Raw genomic sequence first — 15,977 nt, 5'->3', positions numbered from 1 at the left:
CGCGCGAGGCTCCCCTCACGCGCGCCAAAATCTCGGATCGCCCGCTCAGAGCGCGTCCTCGACCTTCTTGATCACATCGTCAGAAAGCCAAGCCTTCCAGACGTCCGGATAGTTCTCGAGGAAGTAGTAAGCGGTGTCCTCGTTGGTGCCTTGGTTATCGGCCTGCCATGCGAGGAATTCGCCCACGGTCTTGTTCGACCATTCACGCTTGCCGAGGTAGTCCATCGCCACCGCGTTGTTCTCGGCGAATTCCTTGGTCACGACCGTGTACACGTCCGAGGTCGGGTAGGCGTTGGGCTTGGGATCGACGCAATCGGCCTGCGAGTTGCACTTGTCCCAGGCTTCCTTGTCGCCCTCGACGCCCGCGTCGAGCTTGACCATCGGGTATTTGCCGAGGATCGCGGTCGGGGCCCAGTAGTAACCCAGCCAGCCCTTCTTGGACTCGTAGGCATTGGCGATCGAGCCGTCGAGGCCCGCAGCCGAACCGGTGTCGACCAGCTTGAAGCCCTTCTCCTCGGCCTTGTGGGCCTTGAAGCGGTTCGCGGTCGAGATCTGGCAGTTCCATCCCGACGGGCAGTTGTAGACGCCACCGATGGACGGTTCTTCCGGATCGGGGAACAGATCGGGATGCTTGAGAGCATCGTCGACCGTCTTGATCTCGGGGTGCTCGTCAGCGACGTATTTCGGAATCCACCAGCCTTCTTCGCCGCCATCCTTGAGGATTTCTGCAGCGATCACGAGGCGATCTTCGCTGACGGCTTTGTCGAGCGCGACCTTCACCGCGTTCACCCAAAGCTCGGGTGCGATGTCGGGCTCGCCCTTCTCGTTCATCGAGGTGAAGGTGGGCATCGTGTCGCCGGTCACCAGCGTCACGTCACAGCCGTAGCCGTTTTCGAGAATGATCTTGTCGACCCAAGCAGCGACCCCGGCCGAAGCCCAGTTCATTTCGGCTTCGGTAACGGAACCACATTCGCCGTCTGCGGCGAAAGCAGGCGCCGAGAAGGTCGCCAGCGGCAGCGCCGTCAGTAACGCGGCAAGCGCTTTCTTGTTCATCCAGGTCCTCCTGTTGCGGCAGCTTTGATTGATGCGATCCGCGCGGGCTGCCGCCGCGATATCGGTCGCGATAAGTCCCGGGTTTTTCCCCAGGTTGGAATCTTCGCACAGTCACGCTCACGCGATAACGGTCGCAAGACTTGCCAAATTCCGACACTCTATGTCGTAAATAACCAAGTCCCGAGGCGCAACCTTTTCACGGACCTTTCAACCTCCCTGCGGCGTTACAGCCGCGACGAAGAGGTAACATCATGACGACCGAGCCGAAGGATTCCGTCAAACCGGAGAATGATATGGGGCCTGAAAGCCTCGTGGATCGAGACGCGAGATCCGCGCTCCAGTCCGGGATGAATGGCGAAAAAGGCGATGAAAAATTGACGAATGGCACCCCGCCGGAGCCAAGCGTCGCATTGCGTCGACAGGCGGTTGCGCTGATTGCGAACCCCTCGTCGGGCGGGAACGCGAAAGATGAAGAGGCGATCCGCCGCGCGATGGACGCGCTTGGTGACGGTGCGTCGCTTTACCGGTGGTCCCCGGAAAGCGACATTGTAGCGACCGTCCGCAAGGCGCTCGACGACGGTGCGGAGATGATCGTCGCAGCGGGTGGAGATGGCACTGCGATGGCCGTCGCGGGCGCGCTGGTGGGGCAGGAGGTGCCGATGGCCGTGCTGCCGCTCGGCACGTTCAACTTCTTTGCGCGCGGCCTGCGCCTCTCCGAGGATCCGGAGGAGGCGGCGCGCGCGATCCGCGAGGGCAGCGCCCATCCGATCCGGGTCGGCGAAGTGAACGGGCAGGTGTTTCTGAACAACGCATCGCTCGGTATCTACCCGTCGATCCTCAAGGCGCGCGAAGATATTTACGCCCGCTGGGGCCGTCGCCGGATCGTTGCGCATTGGTCGGTCTTCAAGACCTTCCTGCGCTTTCAGCGCCCGATGCGGCTGAAGATCACGGCGGACGGGGAAACCAGGAACCGTCGCACCGCGCTCGTCTTCATCGCGCGCTCGGCCTATCAGCTCGATTTCTTCGGGCTCGACGGGGCGACGGTCATCAGCGACGACGCCTTCGCCGTGCTGGTCGCGAAGGCACAAAGCCGCCGCGACCTCTTCCGCCTGTCGTCGAGGCTGGTGCGCCGCAAAACCAAGCAGGGCGAGGATTACGAATTGATCCGCGCGAAATCCTTCGAGATCGAAACCGCCCGAGGGCGCGGCCTGCTGGCCTTCGACGGTGAGAAGTGCCGCGAAGAAAGCCCTTTCCGCTTCAAGATGTCCGACGCGCCGCTCTGGATCGTGCTGCCAGCCAAGGACACAGAAAACGAGACCCAAGACGCTAACGCATGACCCGTATCGTTCACCTTTCCGATCTGCATTTCGGGCGCAGCCTGCCCGAGCTCGAGGCGCCACTGCTGACAGCGGTGAACCGCCTCGCGCCGGACCTGACGGTGATCTCCGGAGACTTCACGCAGCGCGCCCGGCGCGGCCAGTTCGCGCAGGCGCGGCTGTTCGTGGAGCAGATCGAAAGCGAGACCCTTTCGGTGCCCGGCAATCATGACACACCGCTCGACAATCTCTTCCTGCGGATGCTCAAACCCTTCGGGCGCTACAAATCCGATATCAATCATAATCTGGAGCCGGTCTTCGAGACCGATCACCTCAAGGCGGTCGGCGTGAACACCGTGAACCGCTTCGCTTGGCAGCGCGGCAAGGTGCCCGAGCGGACGATCTCCCGCCTGTGTCGGGAATTCGGCGAGGCGGGCGAGAGGCTGCGAATCGCGGTGATGCACCATCCGCTCGAACATGGGCCCGAAGTCGACAAGGCGCTCATGGACGGGGCAGGGGATGCGCTGGAGGGCATGTCGGACTGCGGCGCGGATCTCGTGCTCTCGGGGCATCTGCACAGCGGATCGGTGGCGCCTTTCTCGGCGGTGCCGGGCATCCTGTTCGTGCAAGCGGGGACGGGTCTGTCCTCGCGCCTGCGCGGCGAGCCGAATACGTTCAATGTGATTGAAGGGGGGCGCGATGCTCTGTCGATCACGCTCTATGGTGCGCGCGACATGAGCTTCGAGCCAATCGGGGCCGACGAGTTCACGCGGGGCCCCGATGGGGCTTGGGTCAAGGGCTGATCAGTTCGGCTTGCCCGAGATATCGCCCCAGTCCAGAACCGGCGCCGCGTCGATATCATGTGCGTCGAGCATCGAGGCCACGCGCTCGAGCGATGCGATGATCTGCGCCTGCTCCCAATCTTCCAGCGCCTCGAAGCGGCGAACGAAGATCTGTTGCAGCGCGTCGGGGGCCTCGTCGATCGCGCTCGCGCCAAGTTCGGTAATCACGATATCGGTCTGACGGCGATCCCGCTCGGAACGCTGACGGGTCACCATGCCCTTGCGCTCGAGCTTGTCGATCAGCGCCGTCATCGTCGCCTGACTCACGCCCATGCGCTGGGCGATCGCCTTCGGTGTGGACCAACCTTTTTCGGAAATCACCTGCAGCACGCGGAACTGCGCAGGCGTAAGCCCGGCAGCCTTGGCCAGGTCGCGGCCGAACATTTCGGTCGCGCGCAGGATTCTACGCAAAGCGATCAGGCTCGTATCGACACGCTCCATCAGGCGGCGGGCCCCTTTTTTATCAAGACGACCCAGTATCGCAGAGAGTTCCGTGCTCTGCAATTGCTTGGCTTTGCTAAGTTTATCGTGTTCGTTTTTACTCATTTGCTTTGTCATGCTAATGGTATTTAGGGCTTATAAGCAAGAATATAAGGCTATGAGCGGAACTTTTCCGGGTTCCATTAGTTAGGTGGTTGAAATTTTCGACCACATGAACTACTTAGGCTACCGAAGCAAACGAGAGGAAAGAGCCGTGCCGCAAGTCGAGTCTATCAAGAAGGGTTCTAAACTGGTCTTCCGTAAGCCGGAGTCCGAAGACGGCAGCGAAATCTGGAAGCTGATCCGTCGCTGCAAGCCGCTTGATGAAAATTCGATGTATTGCAACCTTCTGCAGTGCGATCACTTCGGGGACACCTGTGTCCTCGTCGAGCGCGAAGGCGAAGTCGTCGGCTGGATTTCGGGCTACATCGCCCCGTCCGAGCCGGACACGTTCTTCGTGTGGCAAGTGGCTGTTTCCCCCGACGCACGCGGTCTTGGCCTTGGTAAGCGCATGCTGCGCCACCTCATCCAGCGCGACGTCGCCGAAGACTGCACCAAGCTGAAGACGACCATCACCGAAAGCAACGAAGCGAGCTGGGCGCTCTTCCGCTCCTTCGCACGTTCGATGGGCGGCGAGCTGACCGATGAGGCGCACTTCCACGAAGAAGACCATTTCGACGGCCACGCCTCGACCGAGCATATGGTCACCATCACCTTCCCCGAGGAGGCGCGTGCCGCCGCCTGATCTCAGGCCGCGCACCCTCCTCATTCCCCCAATTCTATGGAGTCCCCCATGACCGTTCATTCGACGGATAAAACGATCTTTACCCAACGCGAATCTGAGGCCCGCTCCTACTGCCGTGGCTTCGATACCGTTTTCACCAGCGCGCAAGGCTCGGAATTGACCGACGCCGAGGGCAACACCTATATCGACTTCCTCGCCGGTTGCTCGTCGCTGAACTACGGGCATAACGACCCGGACATGAAGCAGGCGCTGATCGAGCACTTGACCGAAAACAAGATGGGTCACGCGCTCGACCTGCACACCGATAGCAAGGCCAAGTTCCTGAGCGCTTTCGAGGAGCACATCCTCGCGCCGCGCGGCATGGACCATAAGCTGATGTTCATCGGCCCGACCGGTGCGAACGCCGTCGAAGCCGCGATGAAGATCGCGCGCAAGGCGACCGGCCGCACCAACATCATTGCCTTCACCAACGGCTTCCATGGCGTGACCATGGGTGCGCTGGCGGCGACCGGTAACGGCTACCACCGCGGTGGCGCCGGCATGGACACGCATGGCGTGACCCGCATGCCGTACGACGCCTATGCCGATGGTGTGGATTCGGTCGCGCTGCTCGACCAGATGCTCTCGGACGCCTCGGGCGGTATCGACGCTCCGGCGGCGATCATGCTGGAGACGGTTCAGGGCGAGGGCGGTCTCAACGCCGCAAGCCCGGAATTCGTGAAAGGCGTCGAGCAAGTCGCCCGCAAGCACGGTGCGCTGTTCATCATCGACGACATTCAGGCTGGCTGCGGCCGCACCGGCACCTTCTTCTCCTTCGAGGAGATGGACGTGATGCCGGACGTCGTGACCCAAGCGAAGTCGATCTCGGGCTTCGGCATGCCGATGGCGCTGGTTCTGGTGCGTCCCGACTATGACGTGTTCGGCCCGGCCGAGCATAACGGCACCTTCCGCGGCAACACCCATGCCTTCGTGACCGCCACCGTGGCGATCGAGAAGTTCTGGGCCGACGACAAGTTCCAGAAGGAACTGGCCGTGAAATCGGACGTCCTGCGTGAAGGTCTGGCCGCCGTGGCCGATCTCGTGCCGGGTGCCTTCCTCAAGGGCCGTGGCCTGATGCAGGGTGTCGATGTCGGCACCGGCGAGCTGGCTTCGGCGATCTGCGGTCGCTGCTTCGAGAAAGGTCTCGTGATCGAGACTTCGGGCAATGACGACCAGGTCGTGAAGGTTCTCGCACCGCTGACCACGCCGATGGAACAATTCCGCAAGGGTCTGGAAATCCTGCGCGAAGCCGCCACCGAGGTGACGGGCGAGCGCACGGACATCGCGGCGGAATAATCCGCCGCTGCCTCGCCCAGCGACCAAGAAATTAAGATACGGAGACACGACAATGATCGTTCGCGACTTCAACGAACTGAAAAACACCGACCGTGCCGTGGCGGATGCCGACTGGACGAGCGTGCGCATGCTGCTCGCCGACGACAAGATGGGCTTCAGCTTCCACATCACCACGCTGAAGGCCGGTTCGGACCACACGTTCCACTACAAGCACCATTTCGAGAGCGTCTACTGCATCTCGGGCAACGGCCACATCACCGAGCTCGACAACGGCACGCGCCACGAAATCAAGCCGGGTGTCATGTATGCGCTGAACCTGCATGACCATCACCGCCTCGTCGCGGGTGACGAAGACCTCGTCATGGCCTGCTGCTTCAACCCGCCGGTGACCGGCAACGAGGTTCACCGTGAGGACGGCTCTTATGCGCCGGCCGAAGAACTGGAAAATTCGTAAGGGGGCCAAATTGACCCACCAGAATCACACAGTCGAAAAGATCGGCGGCACGTCGATGAGCCGCGTGGACGAGTTGCTCGACACGCTGTTCATCGGAGACCGCAAGGGCGCCGATCTTTACAACCGCATTTTCGTCGTCTCGGCGTTTGGTGGCATCACCAATCTGCTGCTCGAACATAAGAAGTCGGGCGAGGCGGGCGTCTATGCGCAATTCGCCAAGGCCGATAGCGAACATGGCTGGCACGAGGCGCTGAGCCGCGTATCGTCGGCGATGGTCGAAGCTCATGAGAGCGTGCTGACGCATCCGGGCGACATCTCGCAGGCCACCGAATTCGTGCGCGAGCGTATCGAAGGCGCGCGCAACTGCCTGATCGACCTGCAGCGCCTGTGCTCCTACGGGCACTTCCGGCTCTCGCAGCACATGCTGCAGATCCGCGAGCTGCTGTCGGGTCTGGGCGAGGCGCATTCCGCCTTCGTTACTACCCTCCTGCTGCAGCGCAACGGCGTGAACGCACGTCTCGTTGACCTCTCCGGTTGGCGCGATGAGACCGATCACGACCTCGAAGGCCGGATCATGGGGGCGATGAAGGATGTCGACCCCGCGACCGAGATGCCGATCGTGACGGGCTATGCGCAATGCGCGGAAGGCCTGATGCGGGAATTCGACCGTGGCTATTCCGAGGTGACCTTCTCCAAGCTCGCAGCCCTCACCGGCGCGCGCGAGGCGATCATCCATAAGGAATTCCACCTGTCCTCCGCCGACCCGAAGCTGGTGGGCGAAGGCAAGGTGCGCAAGCTGGGTCACACGAACTATGACGTGGCCGACCAGATGTCGAACATGGGCATGGAGGCGATCCACCCGAAAGCCGCCAAGACCCTGCGCCAGGCGGACGTTCCGCTGCGCGTCACCAACGCGTTCGACCCGGGCGATCCGGGCACGCTGATCGACGACAAGCCTGCCAAGGACGCGGCGGTCGAGATGGTGACCGGGCTCGATATCATCGCGCTGGAAGTGTTCGAACAGGACATGGTCGGCGTGAAGGGTTACGACGCCAAGATCCTCGAAGTGCTGACGCGTCATGGCGTGCGCATCGTGTCGAAAGCGTCGAACGCGAACACGATCACCCACTATGTCGACGCGCCGATCGAAGTGCTCCAGAAGGTCGAGAAAGACCTCTGCGAGATCTACCCTTCGGCGGAGATCTCGGCGCGGATGCTCTCGATGGCTTCGGTCATCGGGCGTGACCTGAAGGGCCTCTCGGTTCTGACCCGGGGTCTGCAGGCGATCGCCAAGGACGGCATGGAAAGCCTCGGCGCGACCCAAGGTCCGCGCAATGTCGATGTGCAATTCGTGCTCGAACGCGGTGATCTGAAACCCGTTATCAAGGCGCTCCATGAGGAGTTCATCCCGGAAGAAAGCGCCCTCAAACAAGTCGCCTGAAATAAGCGACATTGAACTGATGAAGCCCGTGCGGATCTCCGTGCGGGCTTTTTTCTTTGGCTGCGACAACCCGTCCCAGTTGGGCTTTGAACCACGTTCCGGCGGTTGCCGTATCCTCGGGCAAGTCTAGTTCTTATCACGCAACGTGCAGAAACGCGGACGGCCATGAGCATTTTCGACATACCGACACTCGATCTGGCGCGGGCACAATTCGCCTTCGTCGTCTCGGCGCATATCGTCTTTCCAGCCTTCTCCATCGGGACGGCAAGTTACCTGATGGTGCTGGAAGCCCTGCGGATGATTACGGGCAAGGAAGTCTTCCTGAGGATCTTCGAGTTCTGGAAACATATCTTCGCGGTGGTCTTCGGGATGGGCGTCGTCTCTGGCGTCGTTATGTCCTACGAGTTCGGCCTGAACTTCGCGCATTTCTCCGACAAGGCGGGACCGGTGATCGGGCCGCTGATGGGCTACGAGGTGATGACGGCCTTCTTCCTCGAGGCGGGCTTTCTCGGGATCATGCTCTTCGGACGCAACCGGGTGAACAAGTGGATCTACATGTTCGCCGTGACGATGGTGGCCTTTGGCACGCTGCTCTCGGCTTTCTGGATCCTCTCGGTCAACAGCTGGATGCAGACGCCCGCGGGCTTTGCGATGAACGATGTCGGCCAGTTCATCCCGAAGGACTGGTGGGAGGTGATCTTCAATCCCTCGCTGCCCTATCGCTTTGTGCACATGGTGCTGGCGGCCTACCTGACCACGGCGCTCGTCGTGGCCGGGGTCGGAGCTTGGCACCACATCAAGGGCACGGCGGATGACGCGGTGCGCACGATGTTCCGCATGGCGGTGGCGATGATCCTCGTGACCGCGCCGATCCAGATCCTTGCAGGCGACCAGCACGGGCTCAACACGCTGGAACATCAGCCCGCCAAGATCGCCGCGATGGAAGGGCATTGGGAAACCAGCAAGGGCGCGGGCCTGATCCTGTTTGGCATCCCGAACCCGAGCCAGGAGCGCACCAATTACAAGATCGAGGTGCCCTATGCGTCCTCGCTGATCCTGACCCACTCGCTCGACGGCGAAGTGCCCGGCCTCGGGGATTTCCCGCCGGATGAACGCCCGCCGATGACGATCGTCTTCTTCACCTTCCGCATCATGGTGGGGCTCGGCTTCGCCTTCGCGGCGATCGGGCTTTGGGGCGGCTGGCTGATGTGGCGCAAGCGCCTGCACGAGCCGGGGCTGTTCCACAAAGTGGCGCTGGTCTTCGCGCCGGGCGGGTTCCTCGCGATCATCATGGGCTGGTTCACCACCGAATTCGGCCGCCAGCCCTATACGGTCTATGGCCACTTCACGACCGCGGAATCGGTGTCGAACCTCAGCCACGGCGCGGCCTGGGCGGCTCTGATCGGCTTCGTGCTGGTCTATGCGTTCCTGTTCGGCTCGGGGATCTTCTACCTCGGCCGTCTGATGAAGCGCGGCCCCGAAGGCGCCGAGCGCGTCGAGAATACGCCCCAGCGCGCCGGCGGCGTCGCGGGTGCGATGCTCGCCAATGACGTCACCACCGAGAAAGAGGAGGCCCACGCATGAGCGGCTTCGCCCACTACCTGCCCGACATCTGGGCCGCAATCATCGCCTTCGCGATCCTGACCTATGTCGTGCTCGACGGGTTCGACCTTGGCATCGGCATCCTCTTTCCCTTCCTCGGCTCCGAGGAGAACCGCACCCGCGCGATGAATTCGGTCGCGCCGGTCTGGGACGGTAACGAGACATGGCTGGTGATGGGGGGCGGCGGTCTGCTCGCCGTTTTCCCGCTGGCCTACGGGATCATTCTCAACGCGCTTTATGTTCCGATCATCATCATGCTGCTCTCGCTCGCCTTTCGTGGCGTGGCCTTCGAGTTTCGCGGCAAGACCCGGCGCTGGCAGAAGCTCTGGGACAAGGCGTTCTTCGGCGGCTCGCTGATCGCGACGCTGGCGCAGGGCGCCATCCTTGGTGGGTTGCTGCGCGGCCCCGAAGTGACCGACCGCACCTTCACCGGCGGCCCGCTCGACTGGGTGAGTTGGTTCTCGCTTGGCACGGCGCTGGCGCTGGTCGCGGGTTATGTGATGCTGGGCTCGGCCTGGCTCGTCATCAAGACCTCGCACGGGCTCTATGATCTCGCGCGGCGCGTCGGGCAGGTGTCCTTGATCGTGACACTCGGGTTTATCGCTCTCGCCTCGCTCGCGACGCCGTTCCTGCATCCCGAATATTACCACCGCTGGTTCCAGTGGCCGGGCGTCATCTGGAGCGCCGTGGTGCCGCTTTTGCTGATGGTGGCGGGCTTCGGCTACTGGACCGCGATCCGCTCGGATCGGGGCGTGGTCGCCTACCTGTCCGGTATCGCGATCTTCGTTCTGTGTTTCGCGGGGCTCGGCCTGTCGATCTTCCCCTATATCGTGCCCGCCTCGATCACGATCCGCGAGGCTTCCACCACGGCAATGTCGCAGGGCTTCATTCTGGTCGGTGCGGCGATCTTCCTGCCGATCATTCTCGCCTATACGGCCTACGCATATTGGGTGTTCCGCGGCAAGACGTCGGAGCATGAGCATCACTACTGAGTGAGACTACGGGACGGCCGGAACCGACCGGGCGCAGGCAGGGTTGGAACGATGTGACCAACATCCCGCGCATCATAAGCAGAGCCTTTCCCTCTGCGGTATTCAGCCGGTCGGCTGGCCTGCGCGCGCCCGTTGGGGCGCGCGCAATTTCATGTGCGCGGATCGACCCCGGAGGAGCTACGCGCCATGTCTGACAAGCTTGATAAACTACCCGAAGAAAGCGGCCCCTCCGGTGGTTGGGGCTCGATGCGGGGCATCGCCCGGGTCTTTGGCGACTCGTGGCCCTCGCCGGATGTGCTGCGCGAGCTGGAGCGTCAGAACAAACCGGGCGGTCTCATGTGCTCGTCCTGCGCCTTCCCGAAACCCGCCAATTACCACCCGTTCGAATTTTGCGAAAATGGGGCGAAGGCGACGCTGTGGGAGATGACCAAGTCGCGCCACACGCCCGAGTTCTGGGACGACCACACGGTCTCGGACCTGATGGACTGGTCCGACCACGAGCTGGAGAAGACCGGCCGTCTGACCGCGCCGATGCGCTACGACCGCGCCACCGATCGCTATGTCGAGGTGAGCTGGGACGAGGCCTTTTCCGAGATCGGGTCGATCCTGAAAGGTCTGCCGAAGCAGGAGGTGGTCTTCTACTCCTCGGGCCATGCCGGGTTGGAGGCCAGCTATCTCTGGGCGCTGATGGCGCGCGCCTATGGCAACAACAACCTGCCGCAAAGCTCGAACATGTGTCACGAGACGACCTCGGTCGGCCTGAAGAAGGTGATCGGGTCGTCGGTGGGCACGGTGCTTTGGGAAGACCTGGAGGAGACCGATTGCTACTTCTTCTTCGGACAGAACCCCGGCACCAACTCGCCGCGCTTCCTGCATCCGCTGAAGGCGGCGAAGGATCGCGGTGCGAAGATCGTCACCTTCAACCCGGTGAAAGAGCAGGGGCTCGTCAGCTTCGTCGATCCGCAGAACATCCGTGACATGGCGACGGGGCGTGAGACGATCATCTCCGATCAATATCACCAGCTCAAAGCGGGCTCGGATATTGCGGCGCTGACCGGGCTGTGCAAAGCGGTGATCGAAGAGGATGAGAAGGCGCAGGCACAGGGCCGCTCGGCGATCATCGACTGGGACTTCCTGAAGGAACACGCGGTCAATTATGACGGGTTCCTGACCTTCTGCCGCACGACGCCTTGGGACAAGATCACCGAGGAATGCGGGTTGTCCGAGGCCGAGCTACGGCAGGCGGCCGACGTCTATATCCACGCCGAGAAGGTCATCGGCGTTTATGGCATGGGGCTGACCCAGCACGCCCATGGCGCGACCAATATCGGCATGCTGGTGAACTTCCTCGCGCTGCGCGGCAATATCGGGCGCAAGGGCGCGGGCTGTTGCCCGGTGCGCGGACACTCCAACGTGCAGGGCCAGCGGACCGTCGGCATTGCCGAGAAGGCCAAGCTGATCCCGATGGACAAGCTCCGCGAGCTTTACGGCTTCGAGCCGCCGCAGGAAGACGGCTATCACATCGTCGACGCGGCGCAGGCGATGATGGAGGGCAAGGTCTCGGCCATGTTCTCGCTTGGCGGTAACCTCGTGCGCGCGCTGCCCGATAGCGAGCGGATCGAAGAGGCGTGGCCGAAGCAGAAGCTGACGGTGATGATCTCTACCAAGCTCAACCGCTCGCATCTCTATCCGGGCGAGGTGGCCTATATTCTGCCGTGTCTCAGCCGGTCCGAGAAGGACGAGCAGGAAACCGGCAATCAATATGTCTCGGTCGAGGACAGCTTCTCGAAAATCCACGGCTCGCTCGGCAAAAGCGCGCCTGCCTCGGACAAGCTGAAATCCGAACTGGCCATCACCTGCGGTATTGCGAAAGCCGCCTGCGATCCGAACCCGAAGCTGCAATGGGACGAATGGGTGAAAGACTATTCCGTCGTCCGCGATCTGATCGAGGCGACTTACCCGGACGACTTCCGCGGCTTCAACGCGCGGATGAACGAACCGGGCGGCTTCTGGCGCGGCAACCCGGCGCATGATCGCATCTGGAAGACAGAAAGCGGCAAGCTGGAATTCACCACGCCGTCTAAGCTGAACGCGCTTGGGTTCGAGGACAAGCCGGGCCGTTTCCGCATGATCACCATGCGCTCGAACGACCAGTTCAACACCACGATCTACGGCTATTCGGACCGTTTCCGCGGCATCGAAGGGACGCGCGACGTGCTGTTGATGAACAAGATCGACATGGCCGATCTCGGGCTCGAGCACGGCGATCCGGTCGTGGTCCATGGCGACATGGATGACGGCGTCGCGCGCCGCAAGACCGGGCTAAAGGTCATAACGTTCGAACTGCCGCGCGGCACGGTCGGGGGCTATTACCCGGAATGCAACCTGCTGGTGCCGGTGGGGCTCAATGACGAGCTGTCGAAGACGCCGGGCTCCAAGGGCGTCCCGGTCCGCATCGAGAAGGCCTAAGCGGGAACGGCGGCGGGGCGACGGCTATCGAGCCATGCGATGGCAAGGAAGACGAGCCCCGCCGCCGCCAGCCCTGCGCCGACATAGCCGGTGGCCGTCCAGCCATAGCCGTTCGCAAGCGCGATCCCGGCAAGGAACGGCCCGATCGCATTGGCGAGGTTGAAGGCCGCGTGGTTGAGGGCGGCGGCGAGCGTCTGGGCCTCGCCCGCGACCTCCATCAGTCGCATCTGCATCGGGATCACCATCCCGGCGGTCGACCCCAGCGCGATCATCGCCACCGACATCGCGACCCAGTTGCCGATCGTGAAGGTGTAGAGGACCGACATCACGATCATCCCGCAAAGCAGGATCACGCCTGCGCCGAAGCGCGACCAATCCGACAGCTTGCCCGAGATCCAGTTGCCCAGCGTGCCGCCCACGCCGAAGGCCGAAAGCGCCACGGGGATCGTCCAGGCGGGGCCTGCCTGCGTGTCGATCATCGCCGCCGACAGGTAGGAATAAACCGCGAAGATGCCGCCGAAGCCGATCGAGCCCACCAGCAGCGTCAGCCAGACCGAGCGATTGGCCAGCGCGCCCAGCTCGCGCATCGGGCTGGCATTCGGGTCGCGCGGCGTCGCAGGGGCGACGCGCGCGATCATCAATGCGGAGGCCGCGCAGATCACCGCGACGATGGCAAAGCCCCAGCGCCAGCCGAAGTTCTGCCCGATCGCACCTGCGAGCGGCACGCCCACGATATTCGCGATGGTCAGCCCGGTGATCACCATCGCAATGCCCTGCGCCCGTTTGCCCACGGGCATCAGATCGGCGGCGAACAGCATCGCCATCCCGAAATAGGCGCCATGCGGCAGGCCCGACGCGAAGCGCGCCGCCATGAAGCTATCCATGTTCGGTGCGAACCCGGCCAGCAGGTTCGCCACCGCATAGAACCCCATCAACCCAATCAGGAACTGCTTGCGCGGGATTTTCGCACCGATCACCGCCAGAAGCGGCGCGCCGATCACAACGCCAAGGGCATAGGCCGAGATCGCATGACCCGCCCGCGCCTCGGAGATCCCGAAATCGGACGCGTAATAGGGCAGCAGCCCCATGGACGCGAATTCGATCACGCCGATACCGAAAGTGCCAAGGGCCAGCGACAGGATCACGGCCCGCGCGTGGCGGGGTTCGAGCGTCATGGGTAGTCTCCGAAAATAGGTGTAGCGCCGGGTATCAGCCCCGTGACTTAGGCGATCGCTGCGCTGCGGCAAGGGGAAGAGGGGTTATTTCCCGTAATAGTCGCGGAACCACGCCACGAATTTCGCGATCCCCTCGCGCACATCGGTCTGCGGGCGATAGCCGGTGAGGGATTGCAGAAGCGAGGCATCTGCCCAGGTCGCGGGCACGTCGCCTTTCTGCATCTCCATGTAATTGCGCTTTGCGGGGCGGCCCAGCTCGGCCTCCAGCGCATCGACGAAATCCAGAAGCTTCACCTTGTCGGAATTGCCGATATTGACGATCCGGTAGGGGGCCACGGGCGAGAGGCTGTCGCCCTCGGCAATCTCGTCGCGCGACGCGGGGCGCTCGGGGACTGCGTCGATCAGCAGGCGGATGCCGCGCACGAGGTCTTCGACATAGGTGAAGTCGCGATACATCTCGCCGTGATTATAGATGTCGATGGGGCGGTCGTTGAGGATCGCGTCGGTGAACTTGAACAGCGCCATATCGGGACGGCCCCACGGTCCATAGACCGTGAAGAAGCGGAACATCGTCGTCGGCAGGTTCCACAGATGGGCATAGGAATGGCCCATCGACTCGGTCGCCTTCTTCGTCGCCGCATAGATCGTTAGCTGCGTGTCGGCCTTGTCGGTCTCGGCATAGGGCATGTCCTCGTTCGCCCCGTAGACAGAGGAGGTCGAGGCCATCAGAAGGTGCTGCACCTCGTGGCGGCGCGCGGCTTCCATCACGTTGAAGGTGCCGACGATATTCGCGTCGATATAGGCGCGGGGCTGCTCGAGGCTGTAGCGCACGCCGGCCTGCGCTGCGAGATGGACGATGATCTCGGGTTTGAACTCATCCGCCATCGCGTCGAAGGTTTCGAGATCTTCGAGCATCCCCTCGGTCGCGGAGAAATTCGGGTTCTGCAGCAGCATCGCATGGCGGCGCTGTTTCAGGGCGACATCATAATAGTCGGTCATCCCGTCATAGCCATGCACCCGATAGCCCTCGTCGAGCAGCAACTTCGCCAGATGGTAGCCGATGAAACCTGCGGTGCCGGTAATCAGGATGCGCGTCATGAATGTCCCTCGCAAATGCTGCATCTGCAGTAGCGAGCGGGGGGCGGGAAGGTCAAGCGCCGCGCGGGATAAGAGAAGGCCCCGGTCGTGCGGACAGCTTCGTCTGCTCGGGTTCGCCGACCGGCGCGTTGGCGTCTATATAGACTATCGGCTGGCTCATCGCGGCATCGTGATGGGGCAGCGAGAGAACGGAGGCGCCATACCACGCCTGAGGTGCGTGACCTTCGGGCGACCGGCCCGGTGGGGCAGGGCGCGCGCTAGTCGCGACACCGCCCCGATTGCGCGAAAACGCGGGAGTTGCGTGCGCGGGGCAAACGCACTATACGCCCCCGGTGGCCCGACGGCCGCATCAGAATCAACACGAAAAGCCGTGTCCCTTCCGCACTCGCTTCGGGAAGGTGTTCCGGCAAGGAGAAGCGATATGAAACTCAATGAACTGCGCGACAACGAAGGCGCGGCCCAGAAGAAAAAACGCGTCGCCCGCGGTCCCGGCTCGGGCAAAGGCAAGATGGCTGGCCGTGGTATCAAAGGTCAGAAGTCGCGTTCGGGTGTGGCCCTGAACGGTTACGAAGGCGGCCAGATGCCGCTCTATCGTCGTCTGCCGAAGCGTGGCTTCACCAAGCCGAACGCGAAGAAGTTCAACGTCGTGAACCTCGGCCAGATCGAGAAATTCATCGAGGCCGGCAAGCTCGACGCGAAGTCGGACATCACCGAAGACGCGCTGGTCGCGGCCGGTGTCGTGCGCCGCAAGCTCGATGGCGTGCGTGTTCTCGCCAAGGGCGACATCAAGTCGAAAGTGACCCTGAACGTCACCGGTGCTTCGAAATCGGCTGTTGAGGCTGTCGAGAAGGCTGGCGGCTCGGTCACGGTGGCGCAGGCCGCTGAATAAGCTGTTGTGAGCGGGCTCCGGCCCGATTACATAGGCGAAGGTTTTCTAGGCGCCGCCGACCGGGAACCGGTTGGGCGGCGCTTTAC

General features: G+C 62.6%; 14 protein-coding genes. 10 read left to right on the top strand and 4 right to left on the bottom strand.

All coding sequences use genetic code 11. The features are described from left to right. Positions 1-45: 45 nt before the first annotated feature. Positions 46-1,053, bottom strand: a complete 1,008-nt coding sequence (locus BMI86_RS06250; RefSeq protein WP_078540210.1) for an ABC transporter substrate-binding protein — start codon at positions 1,051-1,053, stop codon at positions 46-48. Positions 1,054-1,304: 251 nt separating this feature from the next. Between BMI86_RS06250 and BMI86_RS06245 the strand changes: the two genes are divergently transcribed. Continuing rightward, positions 1,305-2,390: a diacylglycerol kinase family protein gene (locus BMI86_RS06245; protein ID WP_246831643.1), complete on the top strand. Its 1,086-nt coding sequence runs from the start codon at positions 1,305-1,307 to the stop codon at positions 2,388-2,390. Further along, positions 2,387-3,172, top strand: a complete 786-nt coding sequence (locus BMI86_RS06240) for a metallophosphoesterase family protein (RefSeq protein ID WP_078540209.1) — start codon at positions 2,387-2,389, stop codon at positions 3,170-3,172. Before BMI86_RS06245 ends, BMI86_RS06240 begins: the two co-directional genes overlap by 4 nt. Here BMI86_RS06240 and BMI86_RS06235 read toward each other — a convergent pair whose 3' ends face one another. Continuing rightward, the gene (locus tag BMI86_RS06235; protein ID WP_078522117.1) at positions 3,173-3,652 is read right to left on the bottom strand and encodes a MarR family transcriptional regulator; all 480 of its coding nucleotides are present in this window, start codon (positions 3,650-3,652) and stop codon (positions 3,173-3,175) included. It abuts the gene before it with no gap. A 190-nt stretch (positions 3,653-3,842) separates the two neighbouring features. Between BMI86_RS06235 and ectA the strand changes: the two genes are divergently transcribed. The 7 genes from ectA (at position 3,843) to BMI86_RS06200 (ending at position 12,729) form a co-directional block, all read left to right on the top strand. Next, positions 3,843-4,436 carry a diaminobutyrate acetyltransferase gene (ectA, locus tag BMI86_RS06230; RefSeq protein WP_246831642.1) on the top strand — a complete coding sequence of 198 codons (594 nt, stop codon included), beginning with the start codon at positions 3,843-3,845 and terminating at the stop codon, positions 4,434-4,436. 48 nt (positions 4,437-4,484) lie between these two features. Continuing rightward, positions 4,485-5,771, top strand: coding sequence for a diaminobutyrate--2-oxoglutarate transaminase (ectB, locus tag BMI86_RS06225; protein WP_093476885.1), 1,287 nt, complete (start codon positions 4,485-4,487; stop codon positions 5,769-5,771). A gap of 52 nt (positions 5,772-5,823) precedes the next feature. Beyond that, positions 5,824-6,225, top strand: coding sequence for an ectoine synthase (locus tag BMI86_RS06220; protein ID WP_078540207.1), 402 nt, complete (start codon positions 5,824-5,826; stop codon positions 6,223-6,225). A gap of 10 nt (positions 6,226-6,235) precedes the next feature. Further along, positions 6,236-7,666: an aspartate kinase gene (locus tag BMI86_RS06215; protein ID WP_281480102.1), complete on the top strand. Its 1,431-nt coding sequence runs from the start codon at positions 6,236-6,238 to the stop codon at positions 7,664-7,666. A 165-nt stretch (positions 7,667-7,831) separates the two neighbouring features. Then, the gene (locus BMI86_RS06210) at positions 7,832-9,250 is read left to right on the top strand and encodes a cytochrome ubiquinol oxidase subunit I (RefSeq protein ID WP_078540205.1); all 1,419 of its coding nucleotides are present in this window, start codon (positions 7,832-7,834) and stop codon (positions 9,248-9,250) included. Further along, positions 9,247-10,260, top strand: a complete 1,014-nt coding sequence (gene cydB / locus BMI86_RS06205; RefSeq protein ID WP_078540204.1) for a cytochrome d ubiquinol oxidase subunit II — start codon at positions 9,247-9,249, stop codon at positions 10,258-10,260. Before BMI86_RS06210 ends, cydB begins: the two co-directional genes overlap by 4 nt. A 186-nt stretch (positions 10,261-10,446) precedes the next feature. Continuing rightward, entirely contained in the window at positions 10,447-12,729 is a 2,283-nt protein-coding gene (locus tag BMI86_RS06200; RefSeq protein ID WP_078540203.1) for an FdhF/YdeP family oxidoreductase, read from the top strand. Here the strand turns inward: BMI86_RS06200 and BMI86_RS06195 are convergent. Continuing rightward, the gene (locus tag BMI86_RS06195; protein ID WP_078540202.1) at positions 12,726-13,904 is read right to left on the bottom strand and encodes an MFS transporter; all 1,179 of its coding nucleotides are present in this window, start codon (positions 13,902-13,904) and stop codon (positions 12,726-12,728) included. The genes BMI86_RS06200 and BMI86_RS06195 overlap by 4 nt on opposite strands. A gap of 84 nt (positions 13,905-13,988) precedes the next feature. Next, positions 13,989-15,002: an SDR family NAD(P)-dependent oxidoreductase gene (locus tag BMI86_RS06190; RefSeq protein WP_078540201.1), complete on the bottom strand. Its 1,014-nt coding sequence runs from the start codon at positions 15,000-15,002 to the stop codon at positions 13,989-13,991. A gap of 421 nt (positions 15,003-15,423) precedes the next feature. On the opposite strand from BMI86_RS06190, the gene rplO reads away from it, so the two are divergent. Beyond that, the gene (gene rplO, locus BMI86_RS06185) at positions 15,424-15,891 is read left to right on the top strand and encodes a 50S ribosomal protein L15 (protein ID WP_078540200.1); all 468 of its coding nucleotides are present in this window, start codon (positions 15,424-15,426) and stop codon (positions 15,889-15,891) included. Positions 15,892-15,977 lie beyond the last annotated feature (86 nt).

Origin of the sequence: Thioclava sp. DLFJ5-1 (assembly GCF_002020115.1) — a bacterium.
GTDB classification, from domain to species: Bacteria; Pseudomonadota; Alphaproteobacteria; order Rhodobacterales; family Rhodobacteraceae; genus Thioclava; species Thioclava sediminum.
The sequence above is the reverse complement of the archived record's forward strand: the minus strand, read 5'-3'. Positions and strand labels throughout refer to the sequence as shown.

Bases quoted from the DNA above. Each gene is read 5' to 3' on its own strand.
- BMI86_RS06250 (WP_078540210.1), bottom strand. From the start codon at position 1,053: ATGAACAAGAAAGCGCTTGCCGCGTTACTGACGGCGCTGCCGCTGGCG.
- BMI86_RS06245 (WP_246831643.1), top strand. From the start codon at position 1,305: ATGACGACCGAGCCGAAGGATTCCGTCAAACCGGAGAATGATATGGGG.
- BMI86_RS06240 (WP_078540209.1), top strand. From the start codon at position 2,387: ATGACCCGTATCGTTCACCTTTCCGATCTGCATTTCGGGCGCAGCCTG.
- BMI86_RS06235 (WP_078522117.1), bottom strand. From the start codon at position 3,652: ATGGAGCGTGTCGATACGAGCCTGATCGCTTTGCGTAGAATCCTGCGC.
- ectB (WP_093476885.1), top strand. From the start codon at position 4,485: ATGACCGTTCATTCGACGGATAAAACGATCTTTACCCAACGCGAATCT.
- BMI86_RS06220 (WP_078540207.1), top strand. From the start codon at position 5,824: ATGATCGTTCGCGACTTCAACGAACTGAAAAACACCGACCGTGCCGTG.
- BMI86_RS06210 (WP_078540205.1), top strand. From the start codon at position 7,832: ATGAGCATTTTCGACATACCGACACTCGATCTGGCGCGGGCACAATTC.
- cydB (WP_078540204.1), top strand. From the start codon at position 9,247: ATGAGCGGCTTCGCCCACTACCTGCCCGACATCTGGGCCGCAATCATC.
- BMI86_RS06200 (WP_078540203.1), top strand. From the start codon at position 10,447: ATGTCTGACAAGCTTGATAAACTACCCGAAGAAAGCGGCCCCTCCGGT.
- BMI86_RS06195 (WP_078540202.1), bottom strand. From the start codon at position 13,904: ATGACGCTCGAACCCCGCCACGCGCGGGCCGTGATCCTGTCGCTGGCC.
- BMI86_RS06190 (WP_078540201.1), bottom strand. From the start codon at position 15,002: ATGACGCGCATCCTGATTACCGGCACCGCAGGTTTCATCGGCTACCAT.
- rplO (WP_078540200.1), top strand. From the start codon at position 15,424: ATGAAACTCAATGAACTGCGCGACAACGAAGGCGCGGCCCAGAAGAAA.